This window comes from Streptomyces sp. NPDC048521 (assembly GCF_043199855.1).
GTDB lineage: Bacteria > Actinomycetota > Actinomycetes > Streptomycetales > Streptomycetaceae > Streptomyces.
In genome coordinates this window covers 166,573-183,379 of the sequence record NZ_JBICWR010000002.1, presented here as the reverse complement: position 1 = coordinate 183,379, position 16,807 = coordinate 166,573, and the positions used below count along the sequence as shown (strand labels likewise).

The 16,807-nt window shown below is 70.7% G+C and carries 11 protein-coding genes and 1 pseudogene; 5 read left to right on the top strand and 7 right to left on the bottom strand.

From position 1 onward, the window contains the following. Positions 1-4 precede the first annotated feature (4 nt). The 3 genes from ACGFRF_RS05220 to ACGFRF_RS05210 form a co-directional block, all read right to left on the bottom strand. Entirely contained in the window at positions 5-769 is a 765-nt protein-coding gene (locus ACGFRF_RS05220; RefSeq protein ID WP_393737241.1) for an alpha/beta fold hydrolase, read from the bottom strand. Positions 770-857: 88 nt separating this feature from the next. Continuing rightward, positions 858-3,605, bottom strand: coding sequence for an AAA family ATPase (locus ACGFRF_RS05215; RefSeq protein ID WP_393737240.1), 2,748 nt, complete (start codon positions 3,603-3,605; stop codon positions 858-860). Positions 3,606-3,857: 252 nt separating this feature from the next. Then, entirely contained in the window at positions 3,858-6,773 is a 2,916-nt protein-coding gene (locus tag ACGFRF_RS05210; protein WP_393737239.1) for a glycoside hydrolase family 48 protein, read from the bottom strand. Positions 6,774-7,034: 261 nt separating this feature from the next. On the opposite strand from ACGFRF_RS05210, the gene ACGFRF_RS05205 reads away from it, so the two are divergent. Together ACGFRF_RS05205 and ACGFRF_RS05200 are read left to right on the top strand one after the other, a co-directional pair. Continuing rightward, positions 7,035-8,510, top strand: coding sequence for a cellulose binding domain-containing protein (locus tag ACGFRF_RS05205; protein WP_393737238.1), 1,476 nt, complete (start codon positions 7,035-7,037; stop codon positions 8,508-8,510). Between the two features lie 34 nt (positions 8,511-8,544). Beyond that, positions 8,545-10,338, top strand: coding sequence for a glycoside hydrolase family 6 protein (locus ACGFRF_RS05200; RefSeq protein ID WP_393737237.1), 1,794 nt, complete (start codon positions 8,545-8,547; stop codon positions 10,336-10,338). Here the strand turns inward: ACGFRF_RS05200 and ACGFRF_RS05195 are convergent. Further along, positions 10,320-10,636: pseudogene (locus ACGFRF_RS05195) on the bottom strand (hypothetical protein); the annotation flags it as partial. The gene ACGFRF_RS05200 and the pseudogene ACGFRF_RS05195 sit on opposite strands and share 19 nt — an antisense overlap. 213 nt (positions 10,637-10,849) lie before the next feature. Between ACGFRF_RS05195 and ACGFRF_RS05190 the strand changes: the two are divergent. Beyond that, entirely contained in the window at positions 10,850-11,731 is an 882-nt protein-coding gene (locus ACGFRF_RS05190; protein ID WP_393737236.1) for a class I SAM-dependent methyltransferase, read from the top strand. A gap of 31 nt (positions 11,732-11,762) precedes the next feature. After that, positions 11,763-11,990 (top strand): hypothetical protein, encoded by a 228-nt coding sequence (locus ACGFRF_RS05185; RefSeq protein ID WP_393737235.1) that lies wholly within the window; start codon positions 11,763-11,765, stop codon positions 11,988-11,990. A 156-nt stretch (positions 11,991-12,146) separates the two neighbouring features. Here the strand turns inward: ACGFRF_RS05185 and ACGFRF_RS05180 are convergent, their stop codons facing one another. Next, positions 12,147-12,854 carry a glycoside hydrolase family 75 protein gene (locus ACGFRF_RS05180; protein ID WP_393737234.1) on the bottom strand — a complete coding sequence of 236 codons (708 nt, stop codon included), beginning with the start codon at positions 12,852-12,854 and terminating at the stop codon, positions 12,147-12,149. Between the two features lie 205 nt (positions 12,855-13,059). Here ACGFRF_RS05180 and ACGFRF_RS05175 point away from each other — a divergent pair, with 205 nt between their 5' ends. Continuing rightward, complete coding sequence (locus ACGFRF_RS05175) at positions 13,060-13,671, top strand: hypothetical protein (protein ID WP_393737233.1); 612 nt, start codon at positions 13,060-13,062, stop codon at positions 13,669-13,671. A 66-nt stretch (positions 13,672-13,737) separates the two neighbouring features. Here ACGFRF_RS05175 and ACGFRF_RS05170 read toward each other — a convergent pair whose 3' ends face one another. Together ACGFRF_RS05170 and ACGFRF_RS05165 are read right to left on the bottom strand one after the other, a co-directional pair. After that, complete coding sequence (locus ACGFRF_RS05170) at positions 13,738-14,574, bottom strand: aldo/keto reductase (protein WP_393737232.1); 837 nt, start codon at positions 14,572-14,574, stop codon at positions 13,738-13,740. Positions 14,575-14,760: 186 nt separating this feature from the next. Then, complete coding sequence (locus tag ACGFRF_RS05165; protein ID WP_393737231.1) at positions 14,761-16,587, bottom strand: AMP-dependent synthetase/ligase; 1,827 nt, start codon at positions 16,585-16,587, stop codon at positions 14,761-14,763. Positions 16,588-16,807: the final 220 nt, after the last annotated feature.

Sequence of the window (16,807 nt, the reverse complement as noted above, 5' to 3'; positions counted from 1 at the left end):
GACGTCATGGGCTGCCAAGTCCGTCGGCTTCTCCGCCCTCCGTACCGCGTTCGGCGGCCTCCCGGATCATCGCCGCCACGGCGCCGGGCTGTGACAGCAGGACGGCGTGCGAACCGTCCAGCGTGTATTCGGTGGCCGCCATGCGCTGCGCCATGAAGCGCTGGGCGGTGGGGTTGAGCATCCGGTCGGCGGCCGCGATGGCGTACCACGAGGGCTTGCAGGCCCAGGCCGGCGGGCCCGATCTGCCGGTCAGGGCGCCGCGGGCGATCGGGCGTTGCGCCAGGGACCGCACATCCGTGACGCCGGACGGCAGGTCGGCGGCGTACATCTGCGAAAACCGTTCCCGGCGGATGTACAGCTCGCTTTCCGGGCCGCCCGGAATCGGGGCGGGGAGCGCGGCCGTGATGACCGCGTCGGCCACCGCCACGGGAGCGAAGCGATTCGTGATGTCCAGGACGCACTCGCCCGTGTCGAGGCCGAACGCCGCGACGTAGCACAGGGCCACGACGTTGTCGGCGTCGGTGGCGGCGTGTGTGATGACCGCGCCACCGTAGCCGTGGCCGACCAGTACGACGGGAACGTCGAGGGCGCGCACGACGGCCCCGATGGAGGCGGCGTCCTGCGCCAGGCCGCGCAGCGGGTTCGCCGGGGCGCGCACGGCGAGCCCGTCCGCGTGCAGCAGGCTGATGACCCCCGCCCATGACGAGGCGTCGGTGAACGCCCCGTGCACCAGCACGACGGTCGGTGTGACGGGGGTGGGTCTGCGCATGCCGGTGGCCTCCGACCGAGTGTGGGGTTGTCCAGCCAACCGCGTCCGGGAGGGGCAGGGCATCGCGGGAACGTACCAACAGGTCCGCTCACCCGTCGGACAGGGCCATCACCAGATTCGCCAGCTGGACCCGGGAGTTGACCGACAACTTGCGGAAGACGGAGGTCAGGTGGGTGTTGACCGTGTGCGGTGAGACGACGAGCACATCGGCCGCCGACCGGTTGGTGTGGCCCTCGGCGACGAGGCGTGCGACCTTCTGCTCCGAGGCCGTGAGCGCTCCCCATCCGTGCACCGGGCGTGGCATGTCCGCCGCCCCGCGGCCGCCGGCCCCCGCACCGTCCAGATCGCGCCGCAGGCGTGCCGCGGCGGCGTGGGCGCCCGACCTGGTGAAGGCGCCGTGGGCGTGGCTCAGGGCGGCCACCGCCTGCGGTCTGCGTCCCGCCGCGAGGAGCGCCTTGCCGAGGTCGGCGTACGCGGCGGCCCGGACCAGCGGGCGAGGGCTCGCCTCGAGCAGCTCAGCGGAGTGTTCGAGCAGGGCGAGATCGTCCTTCACGAGCCCGAGGACCTGTGCCGCGATGCCCGTGGCGGTGGCCACGGCGGGGTTGCGCTCGGCGTGGGCCCCGGCCTGTGCGGCCAGGTCCTCGGCGAGCGCGCGGTCCGCGCCGCGCAGGGCGATGCGTACCGCGGCGTCGACCCAGTTGCGCAACAGCCGCCAGCGCATGAAGAAACCTTCCCGCTGTACCTGCCGGATCTTGTCGACGGCAAGCTCGAGGTGCCCGTCGGCCTCGGCGTGGACGGCTTCCAGGAAGCGCACCGCGGCCGTGTTGCCCGGATTCGGCTTCGTCGCCAGTCGTTCTCGCGCCGCGACCAGGTGCTGCCGCGCCGCTTCCCCGTCGCCGCGCAGCAGGGCGATCCACGAGCGGATCACGCGGGCGTTCACCTGCTGGACGGGCACCTGTACGTCGTCCTCCAGGCGCTCCATGGTCTCGAAGCCGGCGTCGGCGTCGTCGAGCCGGCCGAGCCCAAGATCGTGCTGGCCCTGGGCCCACAGCAGCATCGCCTGACGCGTCGGCCCGGCCGTGTCCGCCGCCCCCAGGAGCAGCCGCTCGCTGGACGCGAAGTCGTCCATGTGCTGGTGCGCGACGATCTCCTCCGGAAGGAAGGCGCAGTCCACGGCGCTGAGCGCGGTGAAGCGCTCCAGGGCGACGGTGTTCTCACCCGCGTTCTGCGCGATCTCGCCGAGCCCGGAGAGGGCCAGGACGTGCGCCTCCCGGTCCCCGATCGCGGTGGCGGCACGCAGTGCGGCCTCGCCCGCCGCACGCGCCGCGACCAGATCGTGCCCCCGGGACAGGGCCAGCGCACGCAGTGCGGCCAGCCTTGCCCCGACCTCCGGGGCCGCGCCCCGCACGGCGAGGGCCGTCTCGGTCCGGCGGCGCAACTCCTCGGCGAGATCCATGTTCCACAGCGTCCCGCCGAGGGCGGCCTGCAGCCGGCTGAACACCTCCAGTGGGGGCCGGCAGGCCAGTAGCCGGTCACCGGTCGACAACGCCTCTCGATTGCGGCCGGCCCGGGTCAGGCCGACGATCGCCTGCTCACCCACCTCGAACCGCAGCGGCCGTCCGGCCGGCACCAGTTCCAGGGCGCGGGTCAGCAGGTCGGCCGCCAGGCCCGGTGTCACCGGCAGTACGTCGTCAGCGGCTCGCCTCAGCAGCGCCACAGCTTCCTCGTCGCCGGGCGCGGCGCCCCTGAGGATGTGCGGCACCGCGTCGATCGGCCGGTGGCCCGCCGCGACGAGCCGGTGGGCAGCCTCTCGGTGCAGCGCCTTCCGGGCCGACGGGGGGATGTCGACGTAGACCGCCTGGCGCAGCAGGTCGTGCCGGAAGACCAGGTGATCGCCGTCGTCGTCCAGGAGCCCCGTGCGCACCGCCTCCTCGAGTTCGGCGATCAACGCGGCGGTCGGCCGGCCGCAGAGCGCGGCGGCGTCGGGGAAGCCGAACCTGCGTCCCAGCACCGCTCCCATCTGGAGGAAGCGCAGCGTGCCGGGCCGCAGGGACCTGAGTCTGCCGCGCACGCCCACCACGAGCCCAGGGGGCACCGGCTCGCCGGAGGACTCGGCGGTCCGTAGTCCCGCGAGCATCTCGACGGCCAGGAACGGGTTCCCGCCGGCCCCGTCGAGCAGCTCCCGTACCTGCTCGTCGACCGCTGTGCCCAGGGTGTCGCCGGCCAGCTGGCCGATGGCCGCGCCGGACAGCGGTCCCAAGGGCACCGTGGCCGTCGGGAGGTTGCCGGTCGCGGCCGCGACGATCTCTTCCGCCGGGTCGGCGGGCTCCCGTCGCCCGGTCAGCAGCCACAGCACCGGTGAGGTCCGCAAGCGCGTCGGAAGCTGCTTCAGGGCGAACCGGCTCAGCGGGTCGGCCCACTGCACATCGTCCAGCGCGATCAGCACCGGCACGCTGCCGGCTCGGGCTTCGATCGCCTCCGCCAGGCGCTCCACCAGCCAGATCCGCTGATCGTGACGGCGTGCGAGATCACCGAAGGCATCCCCGGACAGCAGCGGCTGATCGCCGTGCAGGAGGCAGGCCGCCAACGACGACAGCGGCACGATGTGATGCAGTTCGTCGGCCTTGCCGCAACCGACCGAGAATCCGGCTGCCGTGGCCCTGGAGACGGCCTCGGCGAGCAGCGTGGTCTTGCCGATGCCCGGTTCCCCCTGGAGCAGGGCCATCCCGCCGCTCCCGGTGCGGGCCACCGAGGCGATCAGTGCCTGCAGCCCCTCGAGTTCGGCCTCCCGGCCGCGTAGACCGCTACGGGTCAACGATCCGCCTGCCCCCGCCACTCACACGCCTTCCTGCCCGCACCCCGGCCGAAGCCGGTCCCGCCCCTGCCGGCGGAGGAACTCCGCCCTTCGTGGAGATCCTGCCAAAGGGCCCCGGGCTCGCACATCACGCGGGTGTGAACGCACGGTGTCCGGCGTCACAGGCCGGCGGGCGGCGCCGGGACCGCCGTGAGGATGCGGGTTCTTCGCACGGGGGAGTCCGCTGCGAAGAGGGGCGGTCCCCATGCGGGTGGGGACCGCCGGAAAACGGGCCTACTCCAACAGCTCCGCGTACGAGCCCATGGCCAGGGCGATGTCCGCCTCGGCCCAGAACCGGTGGTACGTGAAGACGGGCGCGGCACCGCCCTTGAGGTAGGCCTCGATCTTCGACCAGGCCGGGTCGTTCTGGTAGAAGGACCGGATCGAGGAGAACGTCGACGTCGAGTTGATCGCGTCGCCGTTCGGCATCGTGCCGCTCCAGCCGCTCGGCACGTACACGCTGTCACCGAACCGGCTGTAGTCGCTGCGGGTCTCCGGGACGGCGATGCCGAGGGCGTCCTGGTAGTTGCCCCACATGCCGTCCAGCAGCGCCTTCGCCGTCGACTTCGCGGCCGCGTCACCGGACCTGGCGGCGTAGTACGTCAGTGTCTTGGCGTACGCGGCCGCCACGCCGACGTCGTCGGTGTAGTCGGCGACGGTGACATGAAGTCCGCTGTTGGAGCCGGGGCTCGAGGCGTTCCAGGTGTCGGGCCGGCCCGACCACTGGAGGGTGGAGGGGATCCGGTAGGTGCCGTCCGGGTTGATCGTGGTCCTGGACAGCGCCCACTTCACCCACTTGTCGAGGATCGCCTTCGCCGCGGCGTTCCCGGTCTGCTGGTAGTACTCGGCGACCCGTTCCATGGACCACGCCTGGAACCCGAACCACTGGTTGGAGGGCGGGTCGTGGTAGACGGGCTGCCAGTCGTAGTACATGCCGTAGAAGGTCGGCGTACCGGACGGCGGGGTGGCGTAGCGGCCCTGCCAGCTGTTGGTCGCGCCGCCCGCGATGGCGCCCTCGGACGACTGCAGCCACTGGTAGAACTCCAGTTGCCGCTGGAGCGACTTGCCCCAGTCGGCCGCGCCGGTCGCCGACTTGGGCTTGAGGTCGGCGTAGGAGCTGAGCGCGTACGCCGCGAGGGGGTTCTGGTAGCCGCCGTGGGTGTGGCTGGAGCCGATGCGCCAGGCCCAGCCCGAGCTGGTGTCGGTGGCGCCGCCCCAGGCGTAGTACCAGGACAGCAGGTAGTGCGAGGCGTCCTTGCCGGTGCCGGCCGGGCAGGCCGACGGACCGACACAGTCGCCGATCTTCTTGAAGTACTTGTCGTACATCGCGTACCGCAGGTAGTCGCCCATCTTCGCCGCCTTGGCGACCGTCGCGGACACGTCACCGCCCTTGCCCTGCGCCTTCGCCCACACGTCCGCCCAGTACGCGGCCTGCACCGCGCGCGCGTCCGCGTCCGGGGCGTCGGTGAACTTCCACTGCCTGGCGTAGGAGGAGTCGCCGGTGAACAGGTCCAGGTAGCCGTTCTTGCCGCCGTACTTGAAGGCGTCGCAGGTCGGCTGCGGGACCGTCTCCCAGACCGACTCCTGCGGGCCGCGCTGGAAGGTGTTGATGTACGACGGTCCCGTGGCCGTCGGGCCCGCCTCGCACCTACCGGGCTCGTTGCCGTAGCCGTAGACGTTGTCCACGTCCTGGATCCAGTGCATGCCGTAGACGTCGTCCGTGCCGTAGGCCGACTTCAGCTCGCCGGCGATCGGGTCCGGGCCGACCGGCACCGACGTGTCCAGCTTCGCCGGGTACTCGTTCGGGGTGTCGTGCTCGGGCGCGTACGTCGCCGGCTTCGAGGCGTTGTAGTAGGCGTTCGTCGGCTGGTCGGCGTGCGTGGGGATCATGTACTTCTCCATGGTCTCCCAGGCGCCGTTGAACTTCGACCAGTCACCGGTGACCTTGCCGTACATCGCCTGCAGCCAGAGCAGGTAGCTGTAGGCCTCCGAGGTGGTCTCGTGGCCGTGGTCCGGCGCCTCGACGATCAGCGTCTCCACCGAGTGGTACGGGATGCCCTCGGGAGAGAAGTAGCCGTTCGCCGGGTTGGTGATCTTCCCGTACAGGTCCAGGAAGCGGGCGTCGTACGCCTTGGACGCGGGCAGCTCCGTCACCGTGACCGTCGCCTTGGTGTGGCCGGTGGCCGAGGCGGTGAAGGTCGCGCTGCCGGTGCCGGAGGAGTCGGCGGTGACGGTCACCGTCTGCGCGGTGCTCCAGTTGGCGGGCGTGAAGGTCAGCGACGAGCCGCCGGTGACCGACAGACCGGTGTTGCCGTCGGTGCGGGCCACGCTCACCGTCACGTTCGCGCTCGGCTGCGTCGACAGCTTCACCGCGAAGGTGCCCGACGTGCCCTGCTGGACGCCGAGTTGGGGCGGTGAGGCGACCACCGCCGGTCCGGCGGCGACCGTGATGCCGACCGGGGTGGAGTCCGCGGACGCGCCCAGGCTGTCGTACGCCTTCGCCACCAGCGAATGACTGCCCACGGTCAAGCTGGAGACGGAGAGCGTGTAGGGCGCGCTCGTGTCCGTCCCGAGCAGCGTGGTGTCGTCGTAGAACTCCACCTTCCCGATCGTCGCGTCGTCGGCCGCCGCCGCGGTCGCCGCGAGCGGGACCGCGTCCCCTTGCGTGTAGACCGCGCCCGCGCTCGGACTGGTCAGCACGGTGAGCGGCGGCTGGTGCGCGCCGGCGCAGGTCGTGCCGTTGACCGCGAAGGAGGTGGGTGCGGTGTTGGCGCCGCTGTAGCTGAACTGGGCGCCGGTGGAGACGGCGGACCCGGCGGCGATGGTGCCGTTGTAGGAGGTGTTCTTCACGGTGACGGCCTGCCCGGACTGGGACCAGGTGCCGTTCCAGCCGTTGGACAGCTTCTGGTTGCCCGCGTAGGCGTACGTGAGCGTCCAGCCGTCGATCGCGGCCGATCCGCGGTTGGTGATCGTGAGGTCGGCGGTGAAGCCGGAGCCCCAGTCGTTCGTCCTGTAGTCGACGCTGCACTGGACGGCCGCCGCGTGCGCGGTGGTCGTTCCGGTGGCGAGCATCGTCAGGGGCAGGGCGAGCGCGGCCGATGCGGCGGTCCACCACCGCCGCGCGATGCTGCGTCTGCGTCCGGGATCCATGTGCTGGTTCCTCCTTGCGGGCGTGCGGCTCGAAGAAGTCAAGGCTTGAACCAGTGGGAGCGCTCCCATAGTGGAGACCGGGCTGTGAGCGGTCAAGGTGCTTGAAGAGTCGAAAAGATTCGAGGGAGCGAGTCGCGGAAAAGTCGAGCAACTCCTCTGGGCAACCACGCCAGTTGCCGCTACCTTCCTTCGCACCAGTGGGAGCGATTCCGTTTCAGTCGACGCGCCTGTCACGGCGCGCCACACTGCAAGGAGTCGCTCATGCGACACCCCCCGCGTTCAGTACTTTTAGCCGTCACCGGTGCGGTCGCGCTCCTCGGAGGCGTGGTCGTCCCGGTGGTCACGGCCGAGGGAGCCACGCCCGCGTGCACGGTGGAGTACTCCGTCACCAGCCAGTGGACGGACGGCTTCCAGGGCTCCGTCAGGATCACCAACAACCGGGCCGCGCTGAGCAGTTGGTCGCTCACCTTCGACTTCTCCGGCGGCCAGAAGGTCACTCAGGGCTGGAACGCCAAGTGGTCCCAGTCCGGCACCACCGTGACCGCGGCCGGCGAGAGCTGGAACGGCTCGCTCGGCACGGGCGCGAGCGTCAGCGCCGGATTCCTCGCCTCCAGGTCGGGGAGCGATGCCGTGCCGACGGTGTTCAAGCTCAACGGCACGGCGTGCAACGTGGACTCGGAACCGACGACGCCCCCGCCGACCGACCCGCCCCCGACCGACGGCACCGCACCCGCCCTGCACGTCTCGGGCAGCAAGCTCGTGGACGCCGACGGCAGGACCCGCCGGCTGCTCGGCGTGAACCGCTCCGGGGGCGAGTTCATGTGTGTGCAGGGCTACGGCATCTGGGACGGCCCCGTGGACGACGCGGCGATCAAGGCGATCGCCGACTGGAAGGCCAACGCGGTCCGCATCCCGCTCAACGAGGAGTGCTGGCTGGGCCTTTCGAACATCGCACCCGAGTACGGCGGCGCCCACTACGTCGACGCCGTCAAGGACCTGGTGGCCCGCGTCGAGGCGCACGGCATGACACCGATCCTCGAGATGCACTGGTCCCACGGCCAGTACACCGGCAACTCCGCCGGCTGCTCCGACGTGCACGCCGGCTGCCAGAAGCCGATGCCCGACATGCAGTACGCCCCCTCCTTCTGGGCCTCGGTGGCGAGCACTTTCAAGGACGACCAGGCGGCCGTGTTCGACCTGTTCAACGAGCCCTACCCGGACCGGGCGACCTCCAGCACCGCGGACGCCTGGACGTGCTGGCGGGACGGTGGCACCTGCCCCGGCATCTCCTATGAGGTCGCCGGCATGCAGGACCTCGTGGACAGCATCCGCGGCGCGGGCGCCGAGAACGTCATCATGGCCGGCGGGCTCGCCTACTCCAACGACCTCAGCCAGTGGCTGACGTACAGGCCCACCGACCCGGCCGGCAATCTCGCCGCCGCCTACCACGTCTACAACTTCAACACCTGCGCGAACGAGAGCTGCTGGAACTCCACCCTCGCCCCGGTCGCGGCCCAGGTGCCGCTCATCGCCGGGGAGATCGGCGAGAACACCTGCTCGCACGGGTTCGCCGACCAGGTCATGAAGTGGTTCGACGACCGGAACCTGTCCTACCTGGGCTGGACCTGGAACACCTGGGACTGCTCCTCCGGCCCGTCCCTCATCTCCTCCTACGACGGCACGCCCACGGCGTACGGCATCGGGCTGCGCGACCACCTGCGCGCCGTCAACCCGTAAGCGCCCGCATCCACGGAAGAAGGAACCCGCACTCATGAGTCGTACCCGAACAACGCTGCTGGCCGCCCTGGGACTCCTCGCCGGAGCCTCCGGAACGGCGTTCGCCGCCCTGCCGGCCGGTTCCGGCGCCACCGTCTCCGCTGTGCCCTGCACCGTCGACTACAAGATCCAGAGCCAGTGGGACACCGGCTTCACCGCCGCCGTGACCCTCACGAACAACGCCGCTGCCAAGTCGAGCTGGTCGCTGAAGTGGTCGTACGACGGCAGCCAGAAGGTCACCAGCGGCTGGAACGCGAAGATCAGCCAGAGCGGCACCTCGGTCACCGCCGCCAACGAGAGCTACAACGGCACGCTCGCGACCGGCGGCACGGTCAGCTTCGGCCTGAACGGTTCCTACAGCGGCACCAACTCCGTCCCCGCCACGTTCACGCTCGACGGCGTCACCTGCAACGCCGACGACGGCAGCGGCGGCAGCGGCGGCAGTGGTGGCGGCACCGGCGGGGACACCGGTGGCGGCACCGGGGGTGGCACCGGCGGGGACACCGGTGGCGGCACGGGCGGCGGAGGCACCGGCAGCCGCGTCGACAATCCCTACACGGGCGCCAAGGCCTACGTGAACCCGCAGTGGTCGGCCAAGGCCGCCGCCGAACCGGGCGGCAGCCGCATCGCCGGCCAGCCCACCGCGGTCTGGCTGGACCGGATCGCCGCCATCGACGGCGTCAACGGCGGCATGGGGCTGCGCGCCCACCTGGACGAGGCCCTGAAGCAGAAGGGCTCCGGCGAGCTCGTCGTCCAGCTGGTCATCTACGACCTTCCCGGCCGCGACTGCGCCGCCCTCGCCTCCAACGGCGAACTGGGACCGAACGACATCGACAGGTACAAGACGCAGTACATCGACCCGATCGCGTCCGTCCTGTCCGACGCCAAGTACGCGGGCCTGCGGATCGCCACCGTCATCGAGCCGGACTCGCTGCCCAACCTGGTCACCAACGCCGGCGGCACCAACACCACCACCGACGCCTGCGTGACCATGAAGTCCAACGGCAACTACGAGAAGGGCGTGAGCTACGCCCTGGACAAGCTCGGCGCCATTCCGAACGTCTACAACTACATCGACGCCGGCCACCACGGCTGGCTCGGCTGGGACTCCAACTTCAACCCGTCCGTGCAGGAGTTCTACAAGGTCGCCACCACCAACGGCGCGAGCGTGAACGACGTGGCCGGCTTCATCGTCAACACCGCCAACTACAGCCCCACCAAGGAGCCGTACTTCAAGGTCACCGACAGCATCAACGGCCAGACCGTGCGCCAGTCGAAGTGGGTCGACTGGAACCAGTACGTGGACGAGCAGTCCTTCGCCCAGGCACTGCGGGACAAGCTCGTCGCCGCCGGCTTCAACAGCAACCTCGGCATGCTGATCGACACCTCCCGCAACGGCTGGGGCGGCTCCGCCCGGCCCACCAAGTCCGGCCCGCTGACCTCCGTCGACGACTACGTCAACGGCAGCCGCACCGACCGGCGCATCCACGCCGGGAACTGGTGCAACCAGAGCGGGGCAGGACTCGGCGAACGGCCGACGGCGGCACCGGCGGCCGGGATCGACGCCTACGTGTGGGTCAAGCCCCCGGGGGAGTCGGACGGAGCCAGCTCCGCCATCGACAACGACGAGGGCAAGGGCTTCGACCGGATGTGCGACCCCACCTACGGCGGCAACGCCCGCAACGGGAACAACCCCACGGGCGCGCTGGCGAACTCGCCGCTGGCCGGGCACTGGTTCTCCGCCCAGTTCCAGCAGCTGATGCAGAACGCCTACCCGCCGCTGCCGTAACAGGGACGGGCTGAGCGTCCGCCGGGGCCAGGCCTCACCGGTCAGTCCCCGGCGGATCGCCCGCTCCACCGGCGAGCGGGCCCCGTCCGGGCGGTCCAGCCCGTACGGCACCGCCGGGTCCGGCGGCGGCTGTGCCAGGAAGCGGGGCCGCGTGCGGTGGTGCGGCCGGGCCCGTGCACCGGGAACGGGCGGCACAGGTCAAGTACCGACTCTCGCCGTCGGGGAGGTAGCTGCCTTCGACGTGCCGGCCCGCGCCGTCCGGCTCCTCGGCGTGCGGGAAGCGCAGCGGCAAGCCGCCCGGGTCGCCGCTCACCGGACCGTCGGCCGTCGGGTCGTCAGCCACCGGGTCATCGTCGGTGACCGGCGGTCCTCCAGGCATCCGGTTGTCCGGCCGTCCGGCTTGCCGTTTCTTGCGTCCTCGCCGCTCCCTTTTGCCGTAACGGCAACAGGGCTGGCCCGTTCCCGGTGTGCCGTCGCACGCTGGCGGCATCCGGACGAGAGGCTGACCACCATGGCGCACGACCACCATCACAAGCACGGCCACGACACCACCGACATCGACTGGAGCGAGCAGGGTCCCTTGCTGGAGGCCCAGGCCGAGCTGTTCGCCCCCGTCTACGAGCGGGCCATGGCCTGGCTCGCGAAGGAGGTGACCGAGCCGGGTCTGATCGTGGACGCGGGCAGCGGGCCCGGCGTCGTCTCCTGCCTCTTCGCCGAGGCCTTCCCGGGCGCCCGGATCGTCGCCGTGGACGGCACCGAGCCACTGCTGGACCGTGCCCGCGAACGCGCGGCACGGCAGGGCGTCGCCGACCGCTTCGACACGCTCGCGGGTGAACTGCCTGGTGTGCTAGAGGAGTTGGAGTATCCGGCCGACCTGCTGTGGGCCAGCCGCAGCCTGCACCATCTCGGCGACCAGCGAGCCGGGCTCACCGCGTTCGCCGAGCGGCTGGCTCCCGGCGGCACCCTGGCCCTCCTCGAAGGCGGGCTGCCCTCACGCTTCCTGCCCCGCGACATCGGCATCGGCCGCCCCGGACTCCAGGCGCGGCTGGACGCGCTGGAGGAGGAGTGGTTCGCCCGGATGCGGGCCGGCCTGCCCGGCTCCGTCGCGGAGACCGAGGACTGGCCGGCCCTGCTGACCTCCGCCGGCCTGAAGCACACCCGGACCCGCAGCTTCCTGCTCGACCTGCCCGCCCCCGTCACCGACCGCGCCCGCGCCTACGTCGCCGCGTCCCTGTCCCGCCTGCGCGACGGCCTCGGCGACGCGCTCGACCCGGAGGACCGGAGCACCCTCGACCGCCTCCTCGACCCGTCCGACCCGGCGAGCGTCCACCACCGACCGGACGTGTTCGTCCTGGGCGCCTACACGGTCCACACGGCGGTACGTCCGCTGTAACCCGACGGCCCGGACGCACGCCGCCACGGACGTGGCGGCGTGCATCGTTCCTGCTGGGGGCCGGACGCTGCTCCTCGGCCGGTTGCTCAGCGCGGCCGACCCGGCCGCCCGGCCGCGGGTCGTACGGGTCGTACGCGCCGAACACGGCGAACCGGCCCGCGCGCTGCGCGACTCCACGCCGCTGCCCGGTCCGATGACCCCGCACCGGCCACGGGAGGCGGTCGTCCGGCCCGCCGGATCGTCCTGGAACGCGCCGTGAGGACAAGGATCGTGGAACAGACGTCCGCCCCAGTGCCGTCCCCGCATCGGCAGCAGTCCGCGCAGGGACCGGGCGGACGCTCGGCCGGTCGAAGGATGTCCTGCGCGCGGCCGAGCGATGACGCCGGACCCGTTCCCCAACGCGGGGTCGGATCCCCTAGTTGTTCTGGAGGAACTGCTTGGCGAGCTGGTCCCCGAGGGTCACCGCCGCGCTGTGGCTCTCGATGGGGGAGACCTTGGAGTTCTTGAACAGGATGTAGGTCACCCCGGAGTCGGCCCCGCCGGTTTCGGGGTCGGGGTCGATGCCGAGCGCCTTGGCGGTGGCGTACGACGCCTCGCCGATGATCTTCGTGGGGCCGGTGTCACCGACGACGGCGTACTCCACCTTGTTGTTGTAGATGACGGCGACCACACCGCCGCCCTGGATGCCGGCGCCGGCGTAGTTCCAGATGCTGCTGGAACTGGGGACCACGACGTACGGCAGGGTCTCGGCCTTCAGCGGCTTGCCGTCGGACTGGTGGAAGGCGGTGTCGTCCTGGTACCAGGGGTCGCGGTCCTCGTTGCAGTTGGTGGTGCGCTGGCCGTCGCAGTCGATGTCCATGTCGGCCTTCCAGAACACCGCGCCGTTCTTGCCGCACACGGGGATCGTGGCCGAGGTCTCGTCGTCGCTCTTGTACTTGCCGTTGGATATCTGCGAACAGGACGTCACCTTGGCGAGCAGGTCGGCCGCGCTGACCGTGCCCTCCTGGGCGGAGGTGGGGGCTGACTTCGGCGCCGCGGTGGCGGACGCGTTCGCGGGCAGGACTCCGGCGGCGAGCAGGGCGGCTCCGGAGGCCGCGGCGAGGGTCAGTGTTCGAAGACGCACTGTGGGGACCCTTCTGTTAGGAAAGTTTCCTTACCGGGTGCCGTACAAGGTGGACCCGATTGCATGTCCGCGTCAATCCTTGCGTTGCCGGGTCTCGAAACCCGTGCGTATTGCGGTGATTTGCGATACGGGCAAGACTGGGGATGGGGCATGTTCCGGATGTGTCTGGCCATGTCCGGGCCATCGCACCGGAAGGCGAGGCGTCATGTTCGTACGCACGGTGTACGCGACCGGCGATCCGGCCCGACTCGACACGGCGATCCGGGCCCTCAACTCCGAGGGGCGCGACCTGCTCGAAGAACGGCCCGGCTACCGGGGAGCGGGTGTCTTCGTCGACCGTGACCTCGGCAAACTGTTCACGGTCAGCTGGTGGGAGTCCGAGGAGGCCCGGCGCAACAGCGACGAGGTGATGCGCGAGCGGCGGCCCGCGCTGCTGGAGCCCTTCGCGGGGACGGTCGCGGTCGAGAACTACGAGGTCGCCGTCTTCCACACGCTCCCGCACCCCACCGCCGGCGGCGGACTGCGCATGACCCGGGTGGAGTTCGACCCGGCGGACGCGGACCTGTTCGCCGACACGTTCCACGCGAGCGTACTGCCCCGCTTCGAGAACCTGCCCGGCCTGGCCAGGGCCGCCCTGCTCCTGGACCGGGAGCGCGGACGCGGGATCGTCGGCACGCTCTTCACCGACCACCGCTCCCTGGCTGCGTCCCGCGCCGGCCAGGCGGCGGCCCGGCACGAGGGCGCGGCCAAGGCGCATGTGACGGTGGTCGGCCTGGAGGAGTTCCAGGTCCTGCACGCGGACGCGCGGGCCGACTGAACGGCCGCACCGTGCGCCCCGCCGGCCGGCGGGGCGCACGGTGCGGCCTGGTCCTCCTGGCGGGTGTCAGCCCACGTCGAAGGTGGCCGGGTCGGGGCCCAGGCGGCTGTCCTCGTTGAGCGCGCTGATCGCCGCGAGGTCCTCGTCGTCCAGGCTGAAGTCGAAGACCTCGATGTTCTCCTTGATCCGGGACGGCGTCACGGACTTCGGGATCACGACGTTGCCGAGCTGGACGTGCCAGCGCAGTACGACCTGGGCCGGGGTGCGGCCGTGCTTCTGCGCGATCGCGACGATCGCCGGCACCTCCAGCAGGCCCTTGCCCTGACCGAGCGGTGACCAGGCCTCCGTGGCGATGCCCTGCTCCGCGTGGAACTCGCGGACGGCGCGCTGCTGCAGATGCGGGTGCAGCTCGATCTGGTTGACCGCCGGGATGACCGAGGTCTGCGAGATCAGCCGCTGCAGGTGCTCGGGAAGGAAGTTGGACACGCCGATGGCACGGACCCGGCCGTCGGCGAGCAGCTTCTCGAACGCCTTGTAGGTGTCGATGTAGGTGTCCCGGGACGGCAGCGGCCAGTGGATCAGGTACAGGTCGAGGTAGTCCAGACCCAGCTTCTCCAGCGACGCGTCGAAGGCGCGCAGCGTGGAGTCGTACCCCTGGTCGCTGTTCCAGAGCTTGGTGGTGACGAAGATGTCCTCGCGGGGCAGGCCGGAGGCCGCGATGGCCTTGCCGGTGCCCTCTTCGTTGCCGTAGATCGCCGCTGTGTCGATGCTGCGGTACCCGGCCTCCAGTGCCGTGGCGACGGCCCGCTCGGCCTCGTCGTCCGGCACCTGCCATACGCCGAAGCCCAGCTGGGGCATCTCGACGCCGTTGTTGAGGATGATCGGGGGGACCTTGCTGCTCACGAGCTTTGTGATCCTTCGGTTGTCGACAGGTGGTACTCCCATCGTCAACGATCACGGCCCGCTCTGCATTCCTGACCGCGCAATCGGCCGCGATCGACCGGGACCGTATCCCGCCACCGGCCTCCCTCGTGAACCCGGTGCAGGCATGTGAACGCCTCGCCCACGTGTTGCCGCTCTGACGGCGCGTCAGGTCCGGTAAAGGGCGTCGACCTCGTCCGCGTACGCCTTCTCGATCGCCTTCCGCTTCAGCTTCAACGACGGCGTCAGCAGCCCGTGTTCCTCGGTGAACGGCTGCGCCAGGATGCGGAAGGTACGGATGGACTCGGCCTGGGAGACCAGGGTGTTGGCGGCGACCACCGCCCGCCGCACCTCCGTCTCCAGGTCCGCGTCGCGCACCAGCTGGGCCAGGGCCATCCCCGGCTTCCCGCGCATCTGCAGCCAGTGCTCGACCGCCTCCTGGTCGAGGGTGACCAGGGCGGCGATGTAGGGGCGGTCGTTGCCGACGACGATGCACTGGTTGACCAGCGGGTGCTCGCGGACCCGCTCCTCCAGCACGCCCGGGGAGACGCTCTTGCCGCCGGAGGTCACCAGGATCTCCTTCTTGCGGCCGGTGATCGTCAGATAGCCGTCCTCGTCCAGGGAGCCGAGGTCACCGGTGGCCAGCCAGCCGTCGTGCAGCGTCTCGTCGGTGGCCTTCTGGTTGTTGAGGTAGCCCTGGAAGACGTTGTCGCCGTGCAGCCAGATCTCCCCGTCGTCCGCGATGTGCACGGTCATGCCCGGGATGGCCTGGCCGACCGTGCCGTACCGGGTGCGCTCGGGCGGGTTGGCGGTGGCCGCGGCCGTCGACTCGGTCAGGCCGTAGCCCTCGTAGATCTGCACGCCCGCGCCCGCGAAGAACAGCCCGAGCCGGCGGTCCATCCCGGAACCACCGGACATCGCGTTCCGTATCCGGCCGCCCATCGCGGCCCGTACCTTGGAGTAGACGAGCTTGTCGAAGAGCTGGTGCTGCATGCGCAGCCCCGCCGACGGGCCGGGCCCGATGCCCCACGCCTTCGCCTCCACGGCCTCCGCGTACTTGACCGCGACGTCGACCGCCTTCTCGAACGGCCCGGATCTGCCTTCCTTCTCCGCCTTCCGGCGGGCCGCGTTGAACACCTTCTCGAAGATGTACGGCACCGCGAGGATGAACGTCGGCCGGAACGCGGCCAGATCGGGCAGCAGTGCGGCGGCGTGCAGCTGCGGCTGGTGCCCGAAGCGGACCCGGCCGCGGATCGCCGCGACCTCCACCATCCGCCCGAAGACATGCGCCAGCGGCAGGAACAGCAGGGTGGACGCCTCGTCGCCCTTCTTGGAGTGGAACACCGGCTCCCAGCGCTGGATGACGGTGTCCGCCTCGAACATGAAGTTGCCGTGCGAGATCACACAGCCCTTCGGGCGGCCGGTGGTGCCCGAGGTGTAGATGATCGTGGCGACCGAGTCCGGGGTGACCGCCTGCCGGTGCCGGTGCACCACCTCGTCGTCCAGATGCGCCCCGGCGTCGTACAGCTCCTGCACACAGCCCGCGTCCAGCTGCCACAGCTGACGCAGCTGGGGCAGCCGGTCGATGACGGTGGCGATGGTCATCGCGTGGTCCTCGTGCTCCACGATCGCCGCCGACACCTCGGCGTCGTACAGCATCCAGAAGCACTGCTCCGCCGAGGACGTGGGGTAGACGGGCACCACCTGGGCGCCGATGGACCACAGGGCGAAGTCGAACAGGGTCCACTCGTAACGGGTGCGGGACATGATGGCGACGCGGTCGCCGAAGCGGATGCCGCGCGCCAGGAGGCCCTTGGCGAGGGCGAGGACCTCGTCGCGGAACTCGGCGGAGGTCACGTCCCGCCACTGCCCGGAGGTGTCCTTGCGGCCGAGGGCGACATGCAGCGGGTCCGTGCGGGCATGCTCGAAGACGACATCGGCCAGACCGCCCACCGGCGGCGCCGACCCCAACGGCGGGTTGGTGAACTCGCGCAAACCTCGCTCCCCGATCCTCGCTGTTGGTCACGCCGGTGGTGCTCGGCACAGCGCGGTGAAAGCTACCCCACACGGTCACCGGGCGGGAGGGGGTAGGAAACCGAGCAAACCTCACGTTTTTCCGGGACGGTGGCCGGAAAATGCCCTCACATGGGGAAGGGCCGGACACAATACTGACGGGTCAGTAAGTTTCGGTGCCGTAATCTCCACCGAATCTGTA